The sequence below is a fragment of the Escherichia sp. E2562 genome (assembly GCF_005781075.1).
GTDB lineage: Bacteria > Pseudomonadota > Gammaproteobacteria > Enterobacterales > Enterobacteriaceae > Escherichia.
The window spans coordinates 220,524-241,617 of sequence record NZ_VATM01000002.1 but is presented as its reverse complement, the minus strand read 5'-3'; the positions used below and the strand labels follow the sequence as shown (position 1 = coordinate 241,617).

General features: G+C 48.4%; 17 protein-coding genes, 2 tRNA genes and 4 other RNA genes. 10 read left to right on the top strand and 13 right to left on the bottom strand.

Annotated features, from left to right (window positions below):
* Positions 1-66: 66 nt before the first annotated feature.
* A complete protein-coding gene (gene oppA / locus FEK43_RS02955) occupies positions 67-1,698 on the bottom strand; it encodes an oligopeptide ABC transporter substrate-binding protein OppA (protein ID WP_130208890.1) in 1,632 nt (543 codons plus the stop codon).
* A gap of 728 nt (positions 1,699-2,426) precedes the next feature.
* A complete protein-coding gene (ychE, locus tag FEK43_RS02950) occupies positions 2,427-3,074 on the bottom strand; it encodes an NAAT family transporter YchE (RefSeq protein WP_000616766.1) in 648 nt (215 codons plus the stop codon).
* Between the two features lie 477 nt (positions 3,075-3,551).
* Between ychE and adhE the strand changes: the two genes are divergently transcribed.
* Positions 3,552-6,224: a bifunctional acetaldehyde-CoA/alcohol dehydrogenase gene (gene adhE, locus FEK43_RS02945; protein ID WP_130216022.1), complete on the top strand. Its 2,673-nt coding sequence runs from the start codon at positions 3,552-3,554 to the stop codon at positions 6,222-6,224.
* 318 nt (positions 6,225-6,542) lie between these two features.
* Here adhE and tdk read toward each other — a convergent pair whose 3' ends face one another.
* A complete protein-coding gene (gene tdk / locus FEK43_RS02940) occupies positions 6,543-7,160 on the bottom strand; it encodes a thymidine kinase (protein ID WP_130208894.1) in 618 nt (205 codons plus the stop codon).
* 601 nt (positions 7,161-7,761) lie between these two features.
* On the opposite strand from tdk, the gene hns reads away from it, so the two are divergent.
* Positions 7,762-8,175: a histone-like nucleoid-structuring protein H-NS gene (hns, locus tag FEK43_RS02935; protein WP_105289150.1), complete on the top strand. Its 414-nt coding sequence runs from the start codon at positions 7,762-7,764 to the stop codon at positions 8,173-8,175.
* A 143-nt stretch (positions 8,176-8,318) separates the two neighbouring features.
* On the opposite strand, the gene galU is transcribed toward hns, so the two are convergent.
* The 3 genes from galU to rssA form a co-directional block, all read right to left on the bottom strand.
* Positions 8,319-9,227, bottom strand: coding sequence for a UTP--glucose-1-phosphate uridylyltransferase GalU (galU, locus tag FEK43_RS02930; protein ID WP_130208896.1), 909 nt, complete (start codon positions 9,225-9,227; stop codon positions 8,319-8,321).
* A 201-nt stretch (positions 9,228-9,428) separates the two neighbouring features.
* A complete protein-coding gene (gene rssB, locus FEK43_RS02925; protein WP_130216020.1) occupies positions 9,429-10,442 on the bottom strand; it encodes a two-component system response regulator RssB in 1,014 nt (337 codons plus the stop codon).
* An 86-nt stretch (positions 10,443-10,528) separates the two neighbouring features.
* Positions 10,529-11,440, bottom strand: coding sequence for a patatin-like phospholipase RssA (gene rssA, locus FEK43_RS02920; RefSeq protein WP_130208900.1), 912 nt, complete (start codon positions 11,438-11,440; stop codon positions 10,529-10,531).
* Positions 11,441-11,552: 112 nt separating this feature from the next.
* Here rssA and FEK43_RS02915 point away from each other — a divergent pair, with 112 nt between their 5' ends.
* From FEK43_RS02915 to FEK43_RS02880, 8 genes are all read left to right on the top strand, one after another.
* A complete protein-coding gene (locus FEK43_RS02915) occupies positions 11,553-12,011 on the top strand; it encodes a YchJ family protein (protein WP_130208902.1) in 459 nt (152 codons plus the stop codon).
* Between the two features lie 49 nt (positions 12,012-12,060).
* Positions 12,061-12,903 (top strand): formyltetrahydrofolate deformylase, encoded by an 843-nt coding sequence (gene purU / locus FEK43_RS02910; RefSeq protein WP_130208904.1) that lies wholly within the window; start codon positions 12,061-12,063, stop codon positions 12,901-12,903.
* Positions 12,904-13,063: 160 nt separating this feature from the next.
* Positions 13,064-13,148: transfer RNA gene (locus tag FEK43_RS02905), tRNA-Tyr, on the top strand.
* A gap of 33 nt (positions 13,149-13,181) precedes the next feature.
* Positions 13,182-13,266: transfer RNA gene (locus tag FEK43_RS02900), tRNA-Tyr, on the top strand.
* Positions 13,267-13,312: 46 nt separating this feature from the next.
* Positions 13,313-13,444, top strand: a non-coding RNA gene (locus tag FEK43_RS02895) — RtT sRNA.
* Between the two features lie 47 nt (positions 13,445-13,491).
* Positions 13,492-13,623: non-coding RNA, RtT sRNA (locus FEK43_RS02890), on the top strand.
* 46 nt (positions 13,624-13,669) lie between these two features.
* A non-coding RNA gene (locus tag FEK43_RS02885) (RtT sRNA) lies at positions 13,670-13,801 on the top strand.
* Between the two features lie 47 nt (positions 13,802-13,848).
* Positions 13,849-13,980: non-coding RNA, RtT sRNA (locus tag FEK43_RS02880), on the top strand.
* 16 nt (positions 13,981-13,996) lie between these two features.
* Here the strand turns inward: FEK43_RS02880 and FEK43_RS02875 are convergent.
* Genes FEK43_RS02875 through FEK43_RS02845 form a run of 7 tightly spaced genes read right to left on the bottom strand, consistent with a single transcriptional unit; the run spans position 13,997 to position 20,893 of the window.
* Positions 13,997-15,088: an acyl-CoA desaturase gene (locus tag FEK43_RS02875; RefSeq protein ID WP_135406464.1), complete on the bottom strand. Its 1,092-nt coding sequence runs from the start codon at positions 15,086-15,088 to the stop codon at positions 13,997-13,999.
* Positions 15,075-16,199 carry a sterol desaturase family protein gene (locus FEK43_RS02870; protein ID WP_138158421.1) on the bottom strand — a complete coding sequence of 375 codons (1,125 nt, stop codon included), beginning with the start codon at positions 16,197-16,199 and terminating at the stop codon, positions 15,075-15,077. The genes FEK43_RS02875 and FEK43_RS02870 overlap by 14 nt, the downstream gene beginning before the upstream one ends.
* Positions 16,192-16,794: a phosphatase PAP2 family protein gene (locus FEK43_RS02865; protein ID WP_130259712.1), complete on the bottom strand. Its 603-nt coding sequence runs from the start codon at positions 16,792-16,794 to the stop codon at positions 16,192-16,194. Before FEK43_RS02865 ends, FEK43_RS02870 begins: the two co-directional genes overlap by 8 nt.
* The gene (locus FEK43_RS02860; RefSeq protein ID WP_135406461.1) at positions 16,791-18,077 is read right to left on the bottom strand and encodes a F390 synthetase-related protein; all 1,287 of its coding nucleotides are present in this window, start codon (positions 18,075-18,077) and stop codon (positions 16,791-16,793) included. Before FEK43_RS02860 ends, FEK43_RS02865 begins: the two co-directional genes overlap by 4 nt.
* Positions 18,074-18,880: an MBL fold metallo-hydrolase gene (locus tag FEK43_RS02855; protein ID WP_135406459.1), complete on the bottom strand. Its 807-nt coding sequence runs from the start codon at positions 18,878-18,880 to the stop codon at positions 18,074-18,076. The genes FEK43_RS02860 and FEK43_RS02855 overlap by 4 nt, the downstream gene beginning before the upstream one ends.
* Positions 18,858-19,889 (bottom strand): NAD(P)-dependent oxidoreductase, encoded by a 1,032-nt coding sequence (locus tag FEK43_RS02850; RefSeq protein ID WP_135406456.1) that lies wholly within the window; start codon positions 19,887-19,889, stop codon positions 18,858-18,860. Before FEK43_RS02850 ends, FEK43_RS02855 begins: the two co-directional genes overlap by 23 nt.
* A complete protein-coding gene (locus FEK43_RS02845; RefSeq protein ID WP_135406453.1) occupies positions 19,886-20,893 on the bottom strand; it encodes a 3-oxoacyl-[acyl-carrier-protein] synthase III C-terminal domain-containing protein in 1,008 nt (335 codons plus the stop codon). Before FEK43_RS02845 ends, FEK43_RS02850 begins: the two co-directional genes overlap by 4 nt.
* Between the last annotated feature and the right edge of the window lie 201 nt (positions 20,894-21,094).

Below are 21,094 nucleotides of genomic sequence, written 5' to 3'. Positions count from 1 at the left end.
TGCCTTCTGTAATGCGATAAAAAGCAGACACCGTGGAGCAGGATACACCTGCCCCACGCATTGCCATTAGTGCTTCACAATGTACATATTTCGGGTGTAGGTATTATCCAACGGATCTTTACCGGTATACCCCCCAACCCACGGTTTTACCAGACGCGCGTTCACGTAGTAATAAACCGGAACAATGGCCGAATCTTTATCCAACTGTTGCTCTGCTTTCGTGTACAGCGCCGTGCGCTGCGCCTCGTCTGTAGCTTTCAGGGTTTCCGCCATAATGCTGTCAAAGGCCGGGCTCTTATAATGCGCGGTGTTCATCGAACTGTTCGACAGCATGGTGTTCAGGAAGGAAGTTGGTTCATTATAGTCTGCACACCAGCCTGCACGGGCCACATCGAAAGTACCCTGGTGGCGGGTATCGAGGAATGTTTTCCATTCCTGGTTAACCAGTTTAACGTCCACGCCGATATTTTTCTTCCACAGTGAAGAGGCGGCAATCGCCAGCTTTTTATGCAGATCGGACGTGTTATATAACAGATTAATCGTTAGCGGTTTGTCTGCAGTATAGCCCGCTTCTGCCAGCAGTTTCTTCGCTTCTTCGTTACGTTTTTCCTGGCTCCAGCCAAACCATTCTGGTTGCGTCAGTTTTGCGCCATCGGTATATGGCGGCGTGTAACCATAGGCCGGCATATCGCCCTGCGCTTTGACTTTATTAACAATGATATCGCGATCCATACCCAGTTTCAGTGCGGTACGCACACGCACATCATTGAATGGCGGTTTCTGGTTGTTAATCTCGTAATAGTAAGTGCACAGGTATGGATCAACGTGAACTTCGTTCGGGATTTCTTTTTTCAGTTTCTGGAACAGTTCGATCGGCATGTTGTTATAAGTCATATCGATTTCGCCGCTACGATAACGGTTAACATCGGTAACTTCAGAAGCGATCGGTAAATAGGTCACCTGGTTAATTACCGTTTTAGCGTTATTCCAGTAGGTCGGGCTGCGCTCAAGAACGATACGTTCGTTAACAACCCAATCTTTTAATGTATAGGCGCCGTTAGTAACGATATTGCCTGGCTGGGTCCATTTTTCGCCAAATTTCTCAATAGCGGCTTTTGGCACCGGGGAAGTAGATGGGTGAACCAGTAACTTATAGAAGTACGGAACAGGTTCACTTAAGGTGACTTCTAATGTGTGGTCATCGAGGGCTTTAACACCGAGATCGGTAATTGGTTTCTTCCCTTCCAGTATTTCATCAATACCCGCAATATGCCCGTATTGTAAGTAGCTTGCGTAGGGAGAAGCGGTGTTCGGATCAACAGAACGTTGCCAGCTATACACAAAGTCTTGTGCCGTGACTGGCGTGCCGTCAGACCATTTCGCATCTTTACGCAGGTGGAACGTCCAGACTTTAGCGTCTTTGTTATCCCAGGATTCAGCCACACCAGGGGCCGGATGACCATCAAGATCGCTAACCAGCAAACCTTCAAACAGGTCACGGCTGATATTAGACTCAGGAACCCCTTCAATTTTGTGCGGATCTAATGACTGAACTTCAGAACCATTGTTGCGAACCAGCGTTTGTTTTTCCGCTAGTGTGACTCCTGCGGGTACATCAGCTGCCAGTGCGATATTCCCTGCCATAAGCGCAGCCAGAACGCCTGCTGCCACTAAACTTCTCTTGGTGATGTTGGTCATTGTGTTTTGGACTCCCTCATTATAATTACTGGTTTTTACCAGCATGTGTAATCCCGGATTAGGATACCTGTACAGCTCGGAGACTTTTTGCTGCCAGGTTGCTTTATCGTTACTAATTGCTATCACCGACTTTATTTATTCTGGTGATTCAGATGACCACCTTATGTCGATTCTTACTGTGTCTCCCCTGTCGAGACACATTATTTTTTGCAGCGTCTTTTAATCGCAAATCATTCTCATTGCCAATAAAAATCGCCAAACGGTTGGCCGAAAAGTATCAAATGCCCTTCTTGCCCGCCAATACATTTTGCAAAATTGTTACGCAATTCTCTTTTACTAACCATACCAGTACGTATACCCCTCGTTATCCAATCAATAAAATAATTTAAAAACAAAGGGATATAACTAAAAAAAGCAATACTGCCTTTTCCGGTTATAGTCCAGATAGAAAATACGCACAATAATTTAACAAATGAATGCTATTTAGCACTTTTCTCTGCCAAAGCCAGTAGAATTACTAATATCATTTCAATTATTCTTCAGCAAGGCCCAGGATTATGATGTGATGAAAATAACATGATGTTGTGGATCGCCAGATAAGGATAGTCTTATAACTATCTGTAAAATGGGGATAAAATTATCTATTTCTTTTGTTAACTACGTTGGCTTGCAGTAAAAATAGTGATGAAAGAAACGGAGCATCATGACTCCGTTTCATATGAAAGGAATTAATTGAGCAGACCCGGGAAAATCCCTTTGATACCGTTGACGATAAATTCAATCCCTAATGCCATTAGCAAGAGCCCCATAATACGGGTAATGACGTTGATGCCAGTCTGACGCAGCACCCTCACCAGCCAGGGTGCCATGCGGAATAAACCCCAGCAACATAAAGCGAACAACGCGATTGCTACAAAAAAACCGAACAGATAACCAATGCTGTGATAACGCGTTCCCCATACGATAGTTGAACTGATTGCCCCTGGTCCTGCCATCAGAGGTAATGCGAGCGGTACAACGCCAATGCTTTCACGAATTGCGGTTTCTGATTTTTCTTGTTTGTTCTGTTTATCCTCGCCAAGCTTACCGCTGATCATCGACATTGCAATTGTCACGACCAGTATGCCGCCCGCGATGCGGAACGAATCAATAGATATTCCAAAAAGTTGCAGAATCGTGTCGCCGAGAAACAGTGCGATCCACAAAATAATGGCTACAGACAAGTTGGCGGTCAGATTTGTTTTGTTTCTCGCTGCCGCAGTCTGATAGCTGGTCATACTGATGAACACGGGGATGATCCCTACCGGGTTAACCAGCGCAAATAACCCGATGAAAAACTTAAAATAAACGGGAAAATCAAAAAGTGTCTGAATCACGGTTAGCTCCGAAGCAAAAGCCGGATAATGTTATCTTTAAACAAGGGTAAAAATACGTGCTGACAATACGCCTTTTGTCAGCATTTTTCACCTCCTAACTATCTAAAATTACTATCATTCATTATTGTTATCTAGTCGTACAAAACATGCTAAGGTAGCCAACAATTAATACTACAATTTATTAACTATTAGCTATTATGGCTAAAAGCGGAGCTGAAAGGTGTCAGCTTCGCGAAATTTTGATCTGGATCACTTAATCGGTACCCAGAAGTGAGTAATCTTGCTTACGCCACCTGGAAGTGACGCATTAGAGATTAATGACTCTAATGTTTAAACTCTTTTAGTAAATCACAGTGAGTGTGAGCACGAGTAAGATTTTGATTTTCAAAGGTTAAGCAAATCATCATCGCACTGACTATACTCTCGTATTCGAGCAGATGATTTACTAAAAAAGTTTAACATTATCAGGAGAGCATTATGGCTGTTACTAATGTCGCTGAACTTAACGCACTCGTAGAGCGTGTAAAAAAAGCCCAGCGTGAATATGCCAGTTTCACTCAAGAGCAAGTTGACAAAATCTTCCGCGCCGCCGCTCTGGCTGCCGCAGATGCTCGAATCCCACTCGCCAAAATGGCCGTTGCCGAATCCGGCATGGGTATCGTTGAAGATAAAGTGATCAAAAACCACTTTGCTTCTGAATATATCTATAACGCCTACAAAGATGAAAAGACCTGCGGTGTTCTGTCTGAAGACGACACTTTCGGTACCATCACTATCGCTGAACCAATCGGTATTATCTGCGGTATCGTTCCAACAACTAACCCGACTTCAACCGCTATCTTCAAATCTCTGATTAGCCTGAAGACCCGTAACGCCATCATTTTCTCACCACACCCGCGTGCTAAAGATGCAACCAACAAAGCTGCTGATATCGTTCTGCAGGCTGCTATTGCTGCTGGTGCACCAAAAGATCTGATTGGCTGGATCGATCAACCGTCTGTTGAACTCTCCAACGCACTGATGCACCACCCTGACATTAACCTGATCCTTGCGACCGGTGGTCCAGGCATGGTTAAAGCAGCATACAGTTCCGGTAAACCGGCGATCGGCGTAGGCGCAGGCAACACCCCAGTTGTTATTGATGAAACTGCTGATATCAAACGTGCAGTTGCATCCGTACTGATGTCCAAAACCTTCGACAACGGCGTAATTTGTGCTTCTGAACAGTCTGTTGTTGTTGTTGATTCTGTTTATGATGCTGTACGTGAGCGTTTTGCCACCCACGGCGGCTATATGCTGCAGGGCAAAGAGCTGAAAGCTGTTCAGGACGTTATCCTGAAAAATGGCGCGCTGAACGCAGCTATCGTTGGTCAGCCAGCTTATAAAATTGCTGAACTGGCAGGCTTCTCTGTACCAGAAAACACTAAGATTCTGATCGGTGAAGTGACTGTTGTTGATGAAAGCGAACCATTCGCTCATGAAAAACTGTCCCCGACTCTGGCAATGTACCGTGCGAAAGATTTTGAAGACGCGGTAGAGAAAGCAGAGAAACTGGTTGCTATGGGCGGTATCGGTCACACATCTTGCCTGTACACCGACCAGGATAACCAGCCGGCACGCGTTTCTTACTTCGGTCAGAAAATGAAAACTGCCCGTATCCTGATCAATACCCCGGCTTCTCAGGGCGGTATCGGTGACCTGTACAACTTCAAACTCGCGCCTTCCCTGACTCTGGGTTGTGGTTCCTGGGGTGGTAACTCCATCTCTGAAAACGTTGGTCCGAAACACCTGATCAACAAGAAAACCGTTGCTAAGCGAGCTGAAAACATGTTGTGGCACAAACTTCCGAAATCTATCTACTTCCGCCGTGGCTCTCTGCCAATCGCGCTGGATGAAGTGATTACTGATGGCCACAAACGTGCGCTCATCGTGACTGACCGCTTCCTGTTCAACAACGGCTATGCTGACCAGATCACTTCTGTACTGAAAGCAGCTGGCGTAGAAACTGAAGTGTTCTTCGAAGTTGAAGCTGACCCGACTCTGAGCATTGTTCGTAAAGGTGCAGAACTGGCGAACTCCTTCAAACCAGACGTGATTATCGCGCTGGGTGGTGGTTCCCCGATGGATGCTGCGAAGATCATGTGGGTTATGTACGAACACCCAGAAACTCATTTCGAAGAACTGGCGCTGCGCTTTATGGACATCCGTAAACGTATCTACAAGTTCCCGAAAATGGGCGTGAAAGCGAAAATGATCGCAGTCACCACAACTTCCGGTACCGGTTCTGAAGTTACACCGTTCGCGGTTGTAACCGATGACGCAACTGGCCAAAAATATCCGCTGGCAGACTATGCTCTGACCCCGGATATGGCGATTGTTGACGCCAACCTGGTTATGGATATGCCGAAGTCCCTGTGTGCTTTCGGTGGTCTGGACGCAGTAACTCACGCCATGGAAGCATATGTTTCTGTACTGGCTTCTGAGTTCTCTGATGGTCAGGCTCTGCAGGCGCTGAAACTGCTGAAAGAATATCTGCCAGCGTCCTACCACGAAGGGTCTAAAAACCCGGTAGCGCGTGAACGTGTTCACAGTGCGGCAACTATCGCAGGTATCGCGTTTGCTAACGCCTTCTTGGGTGTATGTCACTCAATGGCACATAAACTGGGCTCTCAGTTCCACATTCCGCATGGTCTGGCAAACGCCCTGCTGATTTGTAACGTTATCCGCTACAACGCGAATGACAACCCGACCAAGCAGACTGCATTCAGCCAGTACGACCGTCCGCAAGCTCGTCGTCGTTATGCTGAAATTGCAGACCATCTGGGCCTGAGCGCTCCGGGCGACCGTACTGCTGCTAAGATCGAGAAACTGCTGGCATGGCTGGAAACGCTGAAAGCTGAGCTGGGTATTCCGAAATCTATCCGTGAAGCTGGCGTTCAGGAAGCAGACTTCCTGGCAAACGTTGATAAACTGTCTGAAGATGCATTCGATGACCAGTGCACCGGCGCTAACCCGCGTTATCCGCTGATCTCCGAGCTGAAACAGATTCTGCTGGACACCTACTACGGTCGTGATTACGTAGAAGGCGCAACCGTTGCTAAAGAAGCAGCTCCGGCTAAAGCAGAGAAAAAAGCGAAAAAATCCGCTTAATCGGTAGCTCTGTATAACATCATAAACGGTCCCATTCGGGGCCGTTTTTTTGTTTCAGGCAAAGAACGGCTATGTAAACTCAAATAATCCAGCTGTATTAATTCATCATGTTTGCATTGTCGGAAAACGAGCACAAAGCGAGATTGTCGACAAATAACTCAACCTCGTAGGTAATGAGGCATCGACGCACTAAAATCGTTCTGTGGTACGTTGAGTGATGATTAAGAATAGAGAAAGGATGATGACTCGGAAGAAGTTAGTAAAACGGACTGACAGGATAAAAGCGCCCTATTCACCCTGTCAGTAAAGAAAAATTTATTAGTCGTGCCGATGATTGTCCTGAATCGCCGTCAAAGAGCCGATCTCTAACGCTTCTTTATAGTGTTTACGGCAAACCGAGACGTAACGCTCATTACCACCAATAACCACCTGCTCACCTTCGTTATAAGGTCTACCCGCCAGATCAAGACGTAGCACCATGCTTGCTTTGCGGCCACAAAAACAAATGGTTTTTAATTCGACCAGTTTGTCTGACCATGCCAGTAAGTATTGGCTACCAACAAACAATTCACCGCGAAAATCGGTACGCAAACCATAACAAAGTACGGGTATATCGAGTTGATCGACAACCTCCGATAATTCATATACTTGTTGTCTGGTTAAAAACTGGCATTCATCAACAAGTACGCAATGAATTGTCTGCTGTTCGTGTTCCGCACGAATCTCATCAAATAATGATGAATTTTGGTTAAATAATTTTGCAGGTGATGACAAACCTATACGCGAGCTGACTTTCCCTGCCCCGAAACGATCATCAATTTCCGCCGTATATACGACAGTGCGCATACCGCGTTCCTGGTAATTGTATGAAGATTGCAACAATGCCGTAGACTTACCCGCATTCATTGCGGAATAGTAGAAATATAGCTGCGCCATCAGCCACAGGCCCTCAATGATATGAAATAAAGTTGGCAGGAGTTTATCATAATTCGTCAGTTTTACAGCGTAACAGTGAGCACAGAAGTAGTATATTCGTCATCCATTACGAATGACTGGCATAATCCTTCAGAGCTATCTTTACCACGGCCTTGCTTGTTATAAACGCGTAAATGACTCTTGGTAACTATTCACAATCTTTAACCTGTTGCGCACGTAATAACCCCAGTTGGCCTCCAGGAAAGAGCAATACGAAGTCCTTGCACTTATTGCGACTGTTCTACTTTTCATCATTCGCTTAATAGGGGATTTTCATAAACAGGGCTAATACCCAAGAGTGAAAAGGTTCCAGCGCATGTTAATCTCCACATAAAATGTGACATGAATCAGGAAGTTTTAACCTTAAGTGATGTGAAAGCATCGATGTAAATAGGGCTATATGCTACGTCATTTCTGGCTAATTTTATGAAAAGATATTTATTGTCGGTACGAAATAAAGAACATTTTTGAATTCCTTACATTCCTGGCTATTGCACAACTGAATTTAAGGCTCTATTATTACCTCAACAAACCACCCCAATATAAGTTTGAGATTACTACAATGAGCGAAGCACTTAAAATTCTGAACAACATCCGTACTCTTCGTGCGCAGGCAAGAGAATGTACACTTGAAACGCTGGAAGAAATGCTGGAAAAATTAGAAGTTGTTGTTAACGAACGTCGCGAAGAAGAAAGCGCAGCTGCTGCTGAAGTTGAAGAGCGTACTCGTAAACTGCAGCAATATCGTGAAATGCTGATCGCTGACGGTATTGACCCGAACGAACTGCTGAATAGCATTGCTGCTGTTAAATCTGGCACCAAAGCTAAACGCGCACAGCGTCCGGCTAAATATAGCTATGTTGACGAAAACGGCGAAACCAAAACCTGGACTGGCCAGGGCCGTACTCCAGCTGTAATCAAAAAAGCAATGGATGAGCAAGGTAAATCCCTCGACGATTTCCTGATCAAGCAATAATCTTTTCTTGATTCTGTTTGCTTAAAATCCCGCCATTGGCGGGATTTTTTATTGTCCGTTTTAAGACTCTCTGATAAGAATACGCTATAAAAAAACGGCATTGATCACTCAATGCCGTTTCGTAGAAAACATCGTGATAGATGTTACTTCTTAATGCCTATCTCTTCTTCAAGCCAGGCTTTAAATTCAGTACCCAGAGTGTTGTGGCGAATACCGTATTCAACGAAGGCCTGCATGTAACCTAATTTATTACCGCAGTCATGGCTCTTCCCTTTCATATGATAGGCTTCAACCGTTTCTTTTTCGATCAGCATATCAATCGCGTCGGTGAGCTGAATTTCATCACCTGCTCCCGGAGGGGTTTTTGCCAGCAGCGGCCAAATATCAGCACTGAGAACATAACGGCCGACAATAGCAAGATTAGACGGCGCTACATCTGCTTTCGGTTTTTCTACCACGCCGACCATCGGTACACTTTCGCCAGGCGCTAAATCCACACCTTTGCAATCCACAACACCATATGCCGTCACATCAGCAACAGGCTCCACCATTATCTGGCTGTGACCAGTTTCATCAAAGCGACGAATCATCTCTGCAAGGTTATCCTGCGATAAATCGGATTCATATTCATCCAGAATAACGTCAGGCAAAATAACAGCCACAGGTTCATCACCAACTACCGGATGGGCACACAATACTGCGTGTCCCAAACCTTTCGCCAGCCCCTGACGAACTTGCATAATAGTCACGTGTGGTGGACAAATGGACTGCACTTCATCAAGCAACTGGCGTTTTACACGTTTTTCCAGCATTGCTTCCAGTTCAAAACTGGTATCGAAATGGTTTTCAATAGAGTTTTTAGATGAGTGAGTGACCAGCACAATTTCAGTAATGCCAGCCGCAATACATTCATTCACGACGTATTGAATTAATGGCTTATCGACAAGCGGCAGCATCTCTTTCGGGATAGCTTTCGTCGCCGGCAACATCCTGGTTCCTAATCCCGCAACGGGGATAACGGCTTTTTTGACTTTCGTATTAATGGCAGCCATTTAAATTCTCCTGGACTGTTCGTGTATTGAACGTGTTCATATTTCTGTGTCGCATCCCAGTATATCAGTACCCTGGCGAGGCCTGGTTCTGAAAAGGAGGCGAGTTAACATAATTAAGACAATTACTTAAACGAATGGCGACGATAGTACCACCAGCCGACACCAGCGCGTAATGCAATTTTATCCCATATAATCGTTTGCTCATTCCGCAGACAACATCAAGCGCAGTCTTCCACCTGTTCCCCAAATTTGACATTGCCAGGCATCACATCGCTGGCTCAATTGATTCAAATAGGCGTTGCCTAATGTTCCTAACGGAACGCCATTACTGATTTGAATCTGGTGTTCACCAGCATTTAACGTTGCATTCAGGCCAGCGGAAACCAAAATGAGATTTTTTAATTCACGATGATAATAGCCGACTAATAGCGGGAACTGACCAGGCAGATTGGCCTGCCGCAGTAAATGATTTACCTGCTTCAATAACGCTCCCAACTCTGGCAAACGCTGATTTTGGTGGGCAATCTGTTCCTGTAATAACCCATTAAACAGCGCGCGTAATAACAAGGCGGCAAGGACACCATTATGTCCGGCGCGAGTTACATCGAGACAATAAAAAGCCAGATCGTTTTCCGAAAGAGCTGCAATATCAAGCACCAGCCCCGGTTTATCAACGGCCACCAGTTGGCGATAATTAACCCGGCAATGGGAAATCACCTGCTGAACCGGAGGTTGTAATTCTTGCAATAATTTAGCAGCCGCAGTGGGATTATCCACCATCGCATCCCAGTCGCGAAAAAGCCTTTCTTCTTCCTCTACACGCGAATTAAACATGCTGGGATAGAGACACGCAAAAACCATCTCGCGCAGACGGTTGAGATCTTTAACTGGTTTTAGCAAAACATCTTCCACGCCCAGACGTAACGCTTTCGCAATATCTGCCATGTTTTCCGTAGCGGAAATCACCAGGACTGGTGTTTGGTCACCCCGGTTGCGAATATGTTCCAATAGTTTCAGGCCGTTCATTCTCGGCATTGCAATATCACATATCATTAGATCGGGTGTGAAACCTCCCAGTAGCTCAAGGGCATCCACCCCATCAGCCGCCAGTACCGTTGTCGCTCCCAATGAGGAAAACCACGAATCCAGAAGCGAGCGAAATACCGCCTCATCTTCAACTATGAGAATCTGTTTTCCGACCAATGGCTGCGTCATGTTCTCTCCCCTGACTGGCTTTATTCAATAGTGGCATGCTATTGCCATCAGTGCCTGTCAGAATTAACTTAAGTGTAGATAAAAAATCAGGTCAAAACGTTAGTTCGAACTAGCGGTAAAAGCTCATCCATTTTCTTCTCAACCGCCAATTGTCCTGCCGAAATGGCAGCCTGCGCACGATGAAAATCGAGCGTGGAAATCTGTGGGCAAACGGGTTGAATCAGAATATCAGGCGGGTCCCCTGCCATACGGTTTCTTTTAAGGCGGTTTTCCAATACCTGAATAGAGGTAGTCATAATCTCTGTTGCTGTCGGTGCCGTGACGCCTCGACGCGCAGTAATACTACTTAGCCGCTCTTTCAGCCGCGCATGCCAGGGGAGATCATCTTCACTCTCGCCATTTTCAGCACCGACATTAAATGAAAGAAGATCTTGCTGCATTAAGTGAGCGTCGTGCTGGAGATCAACCGCAATTACGATATCTGCGCCCAACGCACGAGTAAGAGAGATAGGAATGGGATTAACGACTGCGCCATCAACAAGCCAGTAGCCGTTATGCGCGACCGGTGCCATCAAGCCCGGAATACTGCAGGATGCACGAATAGCGAGATGGAGATCACCTTCGGTAAACCATAATTCACGCCCTGTGCTTAGATTGGTGGCGACTGCAGCGAAGCGGCGTGAACAATTCTCGATTTCTGTTTCTGGCATTATTTCACGATATCGATTGAACACACGCTCACCGCGCAGCAGTCCACCGCGCTGCCAGGAGAGGTCCATCAGTCGTAAAACATCCCAATAGCTAAAAGAGGTAACCCACTCTTCCAGCGCAGATAATCGACCACAGGCATAGGCTGCGCCTACCAGCGAACCAATTGAACATCCTGCGACGATATCAATTTCAATGCCCATTTTTTTAAGCGCGTTAATGACGCCAATATGCGACCATCCTCGTGCAGCACCGGATCCCAGCGCCAGCCCTATTTTTACTTTTCTCATTGTTCCTGAAAGCGTCCCCTGGAATGCAGCCGTAGCCACATCGCTACCGCTCGGTTAACATAGTGCTACTCCGGCGGTTAAAACGCCGTTATTGTTTCCAGGGAGATTATTTGTGTCTAAGCTTTGTCCCTGTGGTAGTGCTGTCGAGTATAGCCTATGTTGCCACCCTTATGTGTCTGGTGAAAAGGTTGCACCAGATCCCGAACGTCTCATGCGTTCGCGTTACTGCGCTTTTGTGATGCACGACGCAGATTATTTAATTAAAACCTGGCATCCATCCTGTGGCGCCTCGGTGTTACGCGCTGAATTAATTGCCGGATTTGCACATACCGAATGGTTAGGTTTGACCGTATTTGAACGTTCATATCACGAAGGTGACGACGTAGGTTATGTCAGTTTTGTCGCTCGTTTTACTGAGAAGGGTAAATCCGGGGCGATTATTGAGCGTTCGCGATTTTTGAAAGAAAACGGTCAATGGTACTATATTGATGGTACACGTCCGCAGTTTGGTCGCAACGATCCCTGCCCTTGTGGTTCAGGTAAAAAATTTAAAAAGTGCTGCGGCCAATAAAGGTTGACGGTACGGTTTAGCAAACACTCTCAACAAGGTTTTTCCAGCAATGCATTCACTCCAACGTAAAGTTCTGCGTACTATTTGCCCGGATCAAAAAGGTCTGATCGCGCGTATTACTAATATTTGCTACAAGCACGAGTTAAATATCGTGCAGAACAATGAATTTGTTGACCACCGTACCGGGCGCTTTTTTATGCGCACGGAGCTGGAAGGTATTTTTAATGATTCCACCCTGCTGGCGGATCTCGATAGCGCATTGCCAGAAGGTTCAGTGCGTGAACTGAATCCCGCAGGTCGCCGCCGCATAGTCATTCTGGTGACTAAAGAAGCGCATTGCCTGGGCGATCTGCTGATGAAAGCCAACTACGGCGGACTGGATGTTGAAATCGCTGCGGTTATTGGTAACCACGAGACTTTACGTTCTCTGGTGGAACGTTTTGATATTCCGTTTGAATTGGTGAGCCATGAAGGGTTAAGCCGCAACGAGCACGATCAGAAGATGGCGGATGCCATTGAAGCGCATCAACCTGATTATGTGGTGCTGGCGAAATATATGCGCGTGCTGACGCCGGAGTTTGTCGCGCGCTTCCCGAATAAGATCATCAATATTCACCATTCGTTCTTGCCTGCGTTTATTGGCGCACGCCCCTATCACCAGGCTTATGAACGCGGCGTGAAGATTATTGGCGCAACAGCACACTATGTAAATGACAACCTGGATGAAGGTCCAATCATCATGCAGGATGTCATTCATGTGGATCACACTTACACAGCCGAAGACATGATGCGTGCAGGTCGTGATGTTGAGAAAAACGTATTAAGCCGCGCGCTTTACCAGGTTTTGGCACAGCGTGTATTTGTTTACGGTAACCGGACGATTATTCTTTAATCGCTGGCAAAATAGAACTGGTTGGCTTTAATCCGTTACGGATGAAAATTACGCAACCAGTTCATTTTTCTCAACGTAACCCTTTACAGCGGCGTGTCATTTGATATGATGCGCCCCGCTTCCCAGTGAGGGAGCAGGCCAGTAAAAAGCATTACCCCGTGGTGGGGTTCCCGAGCGGCCAAAGGGAGCAGACTGTAAATCTGCCGTCATCGACTTCGAAGGTTCGAATCCTTCCCCCACCACCATCTCAAGTATTACCTACAATATGAATTACCCCTGGTGGGGTTCCCGAGCGGCCAAAGGGAGCAGACTGTAAATCTGCCGTCATCGACTTCGAAGGTTCGAATCCTTCCCCCACCACCATTACTTTCAATAATCCCTGAATTCCCACACGAATCCGTAACTGAATATTCTGCCCATACGGGGAAGGACGAGAAGCTTCGACTAAGGTTCGACTCGAGCGCCAGCGAGAGAGCGTTGCCGCAGGCAACGACCCGAAGGGCGAAGCGTGCAGCGCTGAGTAATCCTTCCCCCACCACCATCACTTCCTGATAAAAACTCATTTCAAACTTATCGATATCGTTTCATATTCTGCCCATGCGGGGAAGGATGAGAACCTTCGACTAAGGTTCGACTCGAGCGTCAGCGAGAGAGCGTTGCCGCAGGCAACGACCCGAAGGGCGAAGCGCGCAGCGCTGAGTAATCCTTCCTCCACCACCATCACTTCCTGATAAAACTCATTTCAAGCTTATCGATATCGTTTCATATTCTGCCCATACGGGGAAGGATGAGAACCTTCGACTAAGGTTCGACTCGAGCGTCAGCGAGAGAGCGTTGCCGCAGGCAACGACCCGAAGGGCGAAGCGCGCAGCGCTGAGTAATCCTTCCCCCACCACCATCACTTCCTGATAAAAACTCATTTCAAACTTATCGATATCGTTTCATATTCTGCCCATGCGGGGAAGGATGAGAAGCTTCGACCAAGGTTCGACTCGAGCGTCAGCGAGAGAGCGTTGCCGCAGGCAACGACCCGAAGGGCGAAGCGCGCAGCGCTGAGTAATCCTTCCCCCACCACCATCTCTTAATTCGTTTCTCAATCTATCTGCGCCTCCCCCATTCGCCGTAAAAACTGCTGCTGTAGCCTCAGCAAATCGGCTAACGTCAATAACTGATAATCCAGACCTTGCTGGCTGGCAATTTGCGCGATAATGCGGCTTAACGCTGGATAATGGCGATGATGCCAGTGAGGAAAAAGATGATGGGTAAGATGCAAATTAATTCCGCCCAGCCAGTAGCCAAGCCATGCAGGTTGCGGCGTCCAGTCAAAGGTAGTGGCGAAGGTATGCGCCAGCCGGCCCACGGCCATTTTGCCCTCTTCTGGCGGTAACTGCGTATGCCCCTTCGCCCAGTGCGTTCCGATAATCAACATCACAAAGATCAATGACGCCAGCAGCTGGCTAAGCAGATAAATCAGCAGGATGGTCATAAAACTAAAATCAGACAAAAGCCAGGGAAGTATCAGACAGAGCGCACAATGCGCCAGTTTCCCGGCTAAGAAATACCCCCAGCCAGCAAAACCACGCAGGGCCAGATGCCGTGTTACCGGCGTAAACCCGGCGCGATCGAGCCAGTCCACCACCCAGATATACCAGGGAAAGGTGAGCGCGGCGACCAGCGGCCAGTAGCGATGTTGCTGGCGCATAAAAGGTCGCCACTGCTGCCACGGAGTCTGGCGAAGAATGCCATTTTCTGCAGTATCCGGATCGTAAAATTCAATATTGGTAAAGCCGTGATGAAAGCGAACGTGGCGCACCCGCCAACAGTCCGGATCAAGCCCCATTGGAAAAGCAACCCACCGGTTAAGCCACGCATTGGCCTTTTTACCGCGCAAAAACGCATCATGCGACGCGTCATGCACCACATTGACCGCTAACAGCATGGCGCAAAACATCATCGCCAGATACCACAACAGATACAGCCCCCACTGGCTTTGAGACAACGCCAGTGCATAACAGCACAGACAGGCAATAATCAGTGCCGCCATTTTGGTGAATGCCCAGCCGTCGGCATAACGATGATCGCCTGCTTTTGCGAGGTACGATTTCGTGCCATTCTGCAACTGTTTCACCAGTTGCGGATCATCAGCAGGAAAAATGATTAACCTGTCGGGCTTAAACAGGTTCATAGTGTTTCCTTAGCGACTTACGTCCTACACCGATTAGGAATAACACGCAATGGGCCAGCAAAATGCCCGCTAATCCCTTCCAGAGCAGAGTGCTCCATGAACACATATAAAGAATAAAATAGAGCAGTGACAACGTCACAGAGCACCACAAAATCATACCCCAACGCTGCCCGTCGCTCATGCCCCCCAGCGCAATGGAGCCTGCCACCAGCAGAACAAATAATACGGCTTGCTCACTGGTAATAAACTCGATGCCATAGCCATATTGCTGGATGTAACCAAGCACCAGCATAAACAGCAGAATCACCCCTGCCCCCACTGCCCACGCGGAACTTTGGTAACGACGTTCAATCGCTTTGCCAAATGAGCGAAAGCCCATTAAGCGTAAAAATGGCAGGTTACTCTCGCGCATCGGGTTACAGGACAAGCGACTATTTTTTACGCCGTAGCCTACGTCATGATCCGGCCCAGCACTCCAGGAACCGAAAAGTTTATCCCACAACAAAAAGGTGCCACCGTAATTGGTATCGGCATATTGCTTTTCATTCAGATGATGGACGCGATGATGCGAAGGCGTGATCAGCACTTTTTCCAGCCAACCCAGTTTCGGCGTTAGCGCGTTATGGTTAAAAAATTGCCAACCATAGTGAATAATAGAAACCGCCAAAAAGACCTGCAATGGCACACCAAGCATCGCCAGCAGCATAAAAAACGGGATTGAGGTTAACGAGGAATACCACGAGTTCCGCACGCCTAATGACAGGTTGTAGTGTTCACCCTGATGATGCACCACATGTACCGCCCACAGCGGGCGCATTTCGTGATGCCAGCGATGCAGCCAGTAAAAGCCGAAATCCCACGCAAGGATAGTAAACAGCCACAGCAGGATCACCGGCGCATTATCAAACAGTCCAAGGCTGAAGTGATTGACCAGCAGGCCATAGCAGAGCACTTCCAGGCAGCGAAATAACCACAGCATCATATGACCGGAGTTGATATTAAAAATAACGTCCAGCCAGTCCACTTTTTGCCGCCCGGTGAATTGCAACACACCCGCTTCGGCTAACACCAACAGCACCATCGATATGATGGGAAACAGTAAATCACTCATATTGCGTCTTCCTTTTCTCGCATGTTGCGCATATCCAACCGCAAATCGACGCCAGCAACGCGCCGCCTACTAAATCGATAAATAAATGTCTGCGTAATTGCAGAATCGAAAAGGCGATAGCTATCGCCCAAACCACGCTCATTAGTGTTAGCCAACGGCTCCCCTTTTTGGCAATTGCCCATACCGCCAACAGCGTGAGCGCGGCGTGTAAGGAGGGAAAACAGTTCTGACTTGAGTCAATGGCGATCAGCCCATTTAGAGCCCCCGCAGATATCCCCGACTGAGCAAACGCGGGATATTGCATGGTTGTGGGCCAGAGTAGATAAAACACGCCTGCCACCAGCGCCGAAAGTTGCATTGCGCGGACAAGCCAGCGCAGGTGGCAAAGTGGCGTGGATAAATAACCTAACGGCACAATTAGAAAAAACGAGAGATACAGCCACACGGCGGAGGGTGAAAACGCAATTAAATTATCAATTACTGACGGCGTTAATTGATACCCTTCACCTTGCAGGGAGTCGCTAAAATTGTAGATAACCCCAACGGTTCCCCAGCCCAGCAGCATCTGTTTCAGGCGTAGCAGTAAATTGCTCATTCCCGCCCCCACTCACGCACAATTCGCCGCCGCTTGGCTGTAAAAGAAACTGGCACAGTTTGCGATTCCAATGACCATATTAATTGCTCCACTGCGATATTCTGGCGCATAAACAAGGCATTCAACGCTTCCCGGCAATGCTCCAGCATCCGCTGCTCACAATCGGCTATTAACGTCAATTGTGCTGGCCCGGTTTGTAGCAGGCGATAATCAGCAGTTAACGGCAGCGTCATCGCCAGCACCCGACTACATGCATCGGCAAATACGGTCTGAATATCGCCAGATCTTGTCGGCAGTTGCAGTTGATCGTCCTGCCGCCCTTCGATACGCGCAATCGCCATTGTCGCACTGCCACAAGGGCATGGCTGTTCGCTTGCCACCAGCACATCATCAAGTCGATAACGCACCACCGGCTGCGTGGTGCGGGTAAAGTCTGTGACGATCGGCACGAAACGGTGCTCATCCAGCCATTGCGGTTCAATGTGAACAAATTCTTCGTTGAGATGTAACGTGCCACACCGGCAGGTAGAGGCGAGAAAGCCTTCTGTCGCCTGATAGATTTCGCCCACATTGTTGAACACGCTTCGCAGTAATTCCCGATCCTGCGGCTCCAGAACTTCCGCCACCGAAATCACTTTTTTGACCTTTAGCATTAGCTCTCCGGCAATCACCGCCAGCGCCAGTGCGCGTAATACCTGAGCTGGCGCGACAATAATCGTGGGCGCTCGCTGTTCCAGTTGTTTGAGTTGCGCCTGAAATGGCGCCAGCAGATCGTAAAAGTCGAGACTTAACCAGCGGTTATTCACGCTTTGATAGAGGTTGTTGTCCGCGCGCAAAAACAGTGCCACCCGCTCTCTGGCAAATAAACCGTCGGGCAACACTTTTGCCAGCACACCGGCGGCCCAAATCTGTTGCTCGTGCGGGCTAACCACGAAAAGTCCACGACGCCCCGATGTACCTGATGAAAGCCCGACGCTAAACTTGCCCACGCTGGGTTTGAAATCACGACTCTGCTCACTGCGCATTGCACAGGCGAGAAGCTCGTCGCGCTTTAAACCCGCGGTATTCATCTCATCGAAATGCGTCATCATTAATGCTTTGTCCATCAACGGCCACTGGTTAAACGGCAACGCCAGATAACGCTGAAACCACGGGCTTTTAGATAAGACATTTTGCCGGAACGAATGCAGCCTTTTTGCCTGCCAGTATTCCAGCGCCTGGCGATCGGTGAAATACAGCCTGCGGGTACGAAAGTAGCGCCAGAGTAAAGCCAACGGGATCATAAATCCCCCTCGTGGCACAACCGAATGTCCACTGCGCCGTTTTGCCAAAGCTGATGTAATTGCCCAAGCGTGCGGTAGTAGGCGCGGCTGTCGGACATAACCAGATGCGCCAGTGGTGAAGGCCCTCGCAGCTCCTGATAGTTAGCTGGTGCCCATGCCGCATCCCCAGCCAGTAAAGTCCAGCCATCGTCTGTTTGCACAAACGCACCGATATGTCCGCCAGCATGTCCGGGAAGCGGCACGAGGATAATTTCGCCATTGCTTTCTGGCAGCAAATAGCCACTCTCAAACGGTGCCAGTTCAGGAGGCGTATTCACCGATGCGAAACTTTCAATAAAACGCAGTGAGGATTCAAAATTCTCCGGGATCAACCCTGGTACAAAGGCCTGACGCAGTGCGGCTATGCCACGCAGCGTTCTTACCTGCTGCCAACCTTCACCGGAACAGATGCAGGCGACATCAGGAAAATCGCGCAGACCAGCAATATGATCGGCGTGAAAATGCGACAGAATAATCGCATCAACATCTTTTGCCGCCAGTCCGTGCGCGGAAAGTTGTCGCACCAGCGCCTGTTGTGGATCGAAATAAACCGGCGTGACCTGGCGATAAAGACGAAATACGCCGGATTGCGTGTAGTGTTCGAACCACGATGAATAACCGGTGTCCCACAGCCAGCGTTTCTCGCCCGCTTCCAGCAGCCAGGCGCGGGCGGGGAATTTACACACTTTAAGCCCAGCCCCTTTTAGCGCAATACAGCCAATATGGGTACACCAGCCCGTTTCAAATGCGGTTATTTTTGCCATGTTCCCTCAGCCCATGTTCCCGCAACCATTGTCCCGTGATTGCAATACCTTGCTCCATCGAAAAGCGCGGGTGATATCCCAACTCTGTAATGGCCTTTTGCGCACTCAGCGTCATATCAAAACAGAGTGTTCCGGCGCTGTAACGTGTGATAACAGGTTCCTGATTAACGCATTTCCCGTACAGCTCCAGGCCGCGCGCGACCAGAGAAAGCAATGGCCAGGGAACGGTAGTAATTTGGTAGCTCAATCCCAATTGCTGGCGCAGCAAGGCATCAAGCATTACAGATAATTTCTGCGGCTGATGATTGCTGATGTTGTAAATACTGCCTGAGCGTAATCCTTCAACTTGCGTTGCCAGCTGCATGGCATACACCACGTTTTGCACGAAAGTGAGATCCAATAACGCTTCACCCCCGCGCGGCAAACGTAAGCTGCCGCCCCCCTGTTGCAACTGCTGCATCAGGCGGGGAACAATCACCTGATCATGAGGACCAAACAAACCACGGGGACGCAAAAGAATAAACCTCGTGGCAGGATATTGCGCTACTGCCCCGGCAATAGCCTGCTCAGCGGCATATTTACTGCTGGCATAATGGCTGGAAAATGTTCGCGCAAGATAATTTTCTGGCAGGTCATAGTGATGTTGAAAATCAAAGTAAACTGCAGGCGTGGAGATATGGATAAACCGGGGAATGTTCAGCCTGCCTGCCGCCTGTGCCAGGGTGTGGGTCGCTTTGACATTGGCAAGCCAGAACGCCGTTTTGTCGCCCCAGGGCGAAGACTTTGCCGCACAGTGCCAGACGGCATCGCAGCCTTCCATCAACCGGGCGCAGTCATCCTCAGTTGCCTCGGTTAAATCGAGAGCCACAAACTGTGCACCTGCGCTTGCGAGAACTTTGCCAATCTCACGATTTCGCCCTGTTGCTACAACCGATACACCCGATTGCAACAAATATTGCACGGCATTTCGCCCGAGGCCGCTGGTCGCCCCTGTTACGAGGAGCTTCACGGTAAAAGCACCATGCCAGCCAGCGTTAACCCCGCCGCCGTGCCAATCAACAGCGCAGGTTTATCCGCAGTAAAACGACCGCTAATTACCGCTTCATGCAGCGCTGTGGGTATAGACGCAGCAACCTGATTGCCGTAGAAGCGGTAGACATCAATAAGCGCAGATTCCGGCACTCGCAGCCGTTTACGCATATGTTCAAGGGAAAGATGACTAGCCTGATGCGGAACGACCGTAACGATATCAGCCAGTTGCAGGTCGCTTTTTTGCAGTAAGCGCGAAAAATAATCTTCAATAAGTGAAGAGGCAAAACGAAACAGCGGTTTCCCCTGCATATGAAAAAGAAAGTCGCTGTCACTCACACCAGAACGAGGATTACGCCGCGTGCCGCCCGCACGAATTTCACACAGCTCGCTGCCTTCGGGATACATTTCGATCAGGCTGGCGATAATCCCGCTGCGACCATCGCCCCGCTCAACAATCGCGCACGCCGCGCCATCACCAAAAATGAGTGACGACTCTTCATGATTCCAGTCGATGCCGCGTGAAGCAATATCTGCCGAGACGATAGCAATGCGCCGATATGCTCCACAGTTTAATAATCCGGCAGCAACTTCCAGAGCGGAAATAAAGCTGACACAGCTACTGTTGATATCAAATCCGGCAACGCCTGCGGGCATAGCAGCGGCTTTAAGAATATGAATTGCGCTACAGGGTAATGCCTGTACGGCAATGGCTGACGCACAAATTAACAGATCAATATCAGAAGGTTTTAAGGCAGCCGATGCTAACGCATTATGCAACGCTTCTGCCGCCAGTTCGGCCTGGCTGGCGTCGTTGCTGGCAAAATAGCGCCAGCAAATGCCGGAACGTCGCTCAACGTAGCCCGCAGGTTTATTTAACTGAACATCCAGTTGTTGAGAGGTAATTTTATCAGGTGGTAAGGCGATCCCCGTGGCGATTATTTTTAATGCCGCAGAAATCGTCGAGTGATTAGGTTGATCCACGGTCAGTGCTCCTTCACTGCTCCATAGGTGGGCCAATCATATAGATGAGGTTCGTTTCTCTACAATCTGAAATATCGACAATGTGTAACTGATGATTTCAGCAGGCTGACAACGTGCGTTACGTTATGCCGGATGCGGCGTGAACGCCTTATCCGGCATACATATCACGTAATATCAATGAATTGTACGACTCTGTAGGCC

Excerpts from the sequence above, each read along its gene's own strand:
- FEK43_RS02860 (WP_135406461.1), bottom strand. The coding sequence starts at position 18,077 with ATGATCCCGTTGGCTTTACTCTGGCGCTACTTTCGTACCCGCAGGCTG.
- hns (WP_105289150.1), top strand. The coding sequence starts at position 7,762 with ATGAGCGAAGCACTTAAAATTCTGAACAACATCCGTACTCTTCGTGCG.
- tdk (WP_130208894.1), bottom strand. The coding sequence starts at position 7,160 with ATGGCGCAGCTATATTTCTACTATTCCGCAATGAATGCGGGTAAGTCT.
- adhE (WP_130216022.1), top strand. The coding sequence starts at position 3,552 with ATGGCTGTTACTAATGTCGCTGAACTTAACGCACTCGTAGAGCGTGTA.
- rssA (WP_130208900.1), bottom strand. The coding sequence starts at position 11,440 with ATGAGAAAAGTAAAAATAGGGCTGGCGCTGGGATCCGGTGCTGCACGA.
- galU (WP_130208896.1), bottom strand. The coding sequence starts at position 9,227 with ATGGCTGCCATTAATACGAAAGTCAAAAAAGCCGTTATCCCCGTTGCG.
- FEK43_RS02865 (WP_130259712.1), bottom strand. The coding sequence starts at position 16,794 with ATGAGCAATTTACTGCTACGCCTGAAACAGATGCTGCTGGGCTGGGGA.
- FEK43_RS02870 (WP_138158421.1), bottom strand. The coding sequence starts at position 16,199 with ATGAGTGATTTACTGTTTCCCATCATATCGATGGTGCTGTTGGTGTTA.
- FEK43_RS02875 (WP_135406464.1), bottom strand. The coding sequence starts at position 15,088 with ATGAACCTGTTTAAGCCCGACAGGTTAATCATTTTTCCTGCTGATGAT.
- rssB (WP_130216020.1), bottom strand. The coding sequence starts at position 10,442 with ATGACGCAGCCATTGGTCGGAAAACAGATTCTCATAGTTGAAGATGAG.
- purU (WP_130208904.1), top strand. The coding sequence starts at position 12,061 with ATGCATTCACTCCAACGTAAAGTTCTGCGTACTATTTGCCCGGATCAA.
- FEK43_RS02855 (WP_135406459.1), bottom strand. The coding sequence starts at position 18,880 with ATGGCAAAAATAACCGCATTTGAAACGGGCTGGTGTACCCATATTGGC.
- oppA (WP_130208890.1), bottom strand. The coding sequence starts at position 1,698 with ATGACCAACATCACCAAGAGAAGTTTAGTGGCAGCAGGCGTTCTGGCT.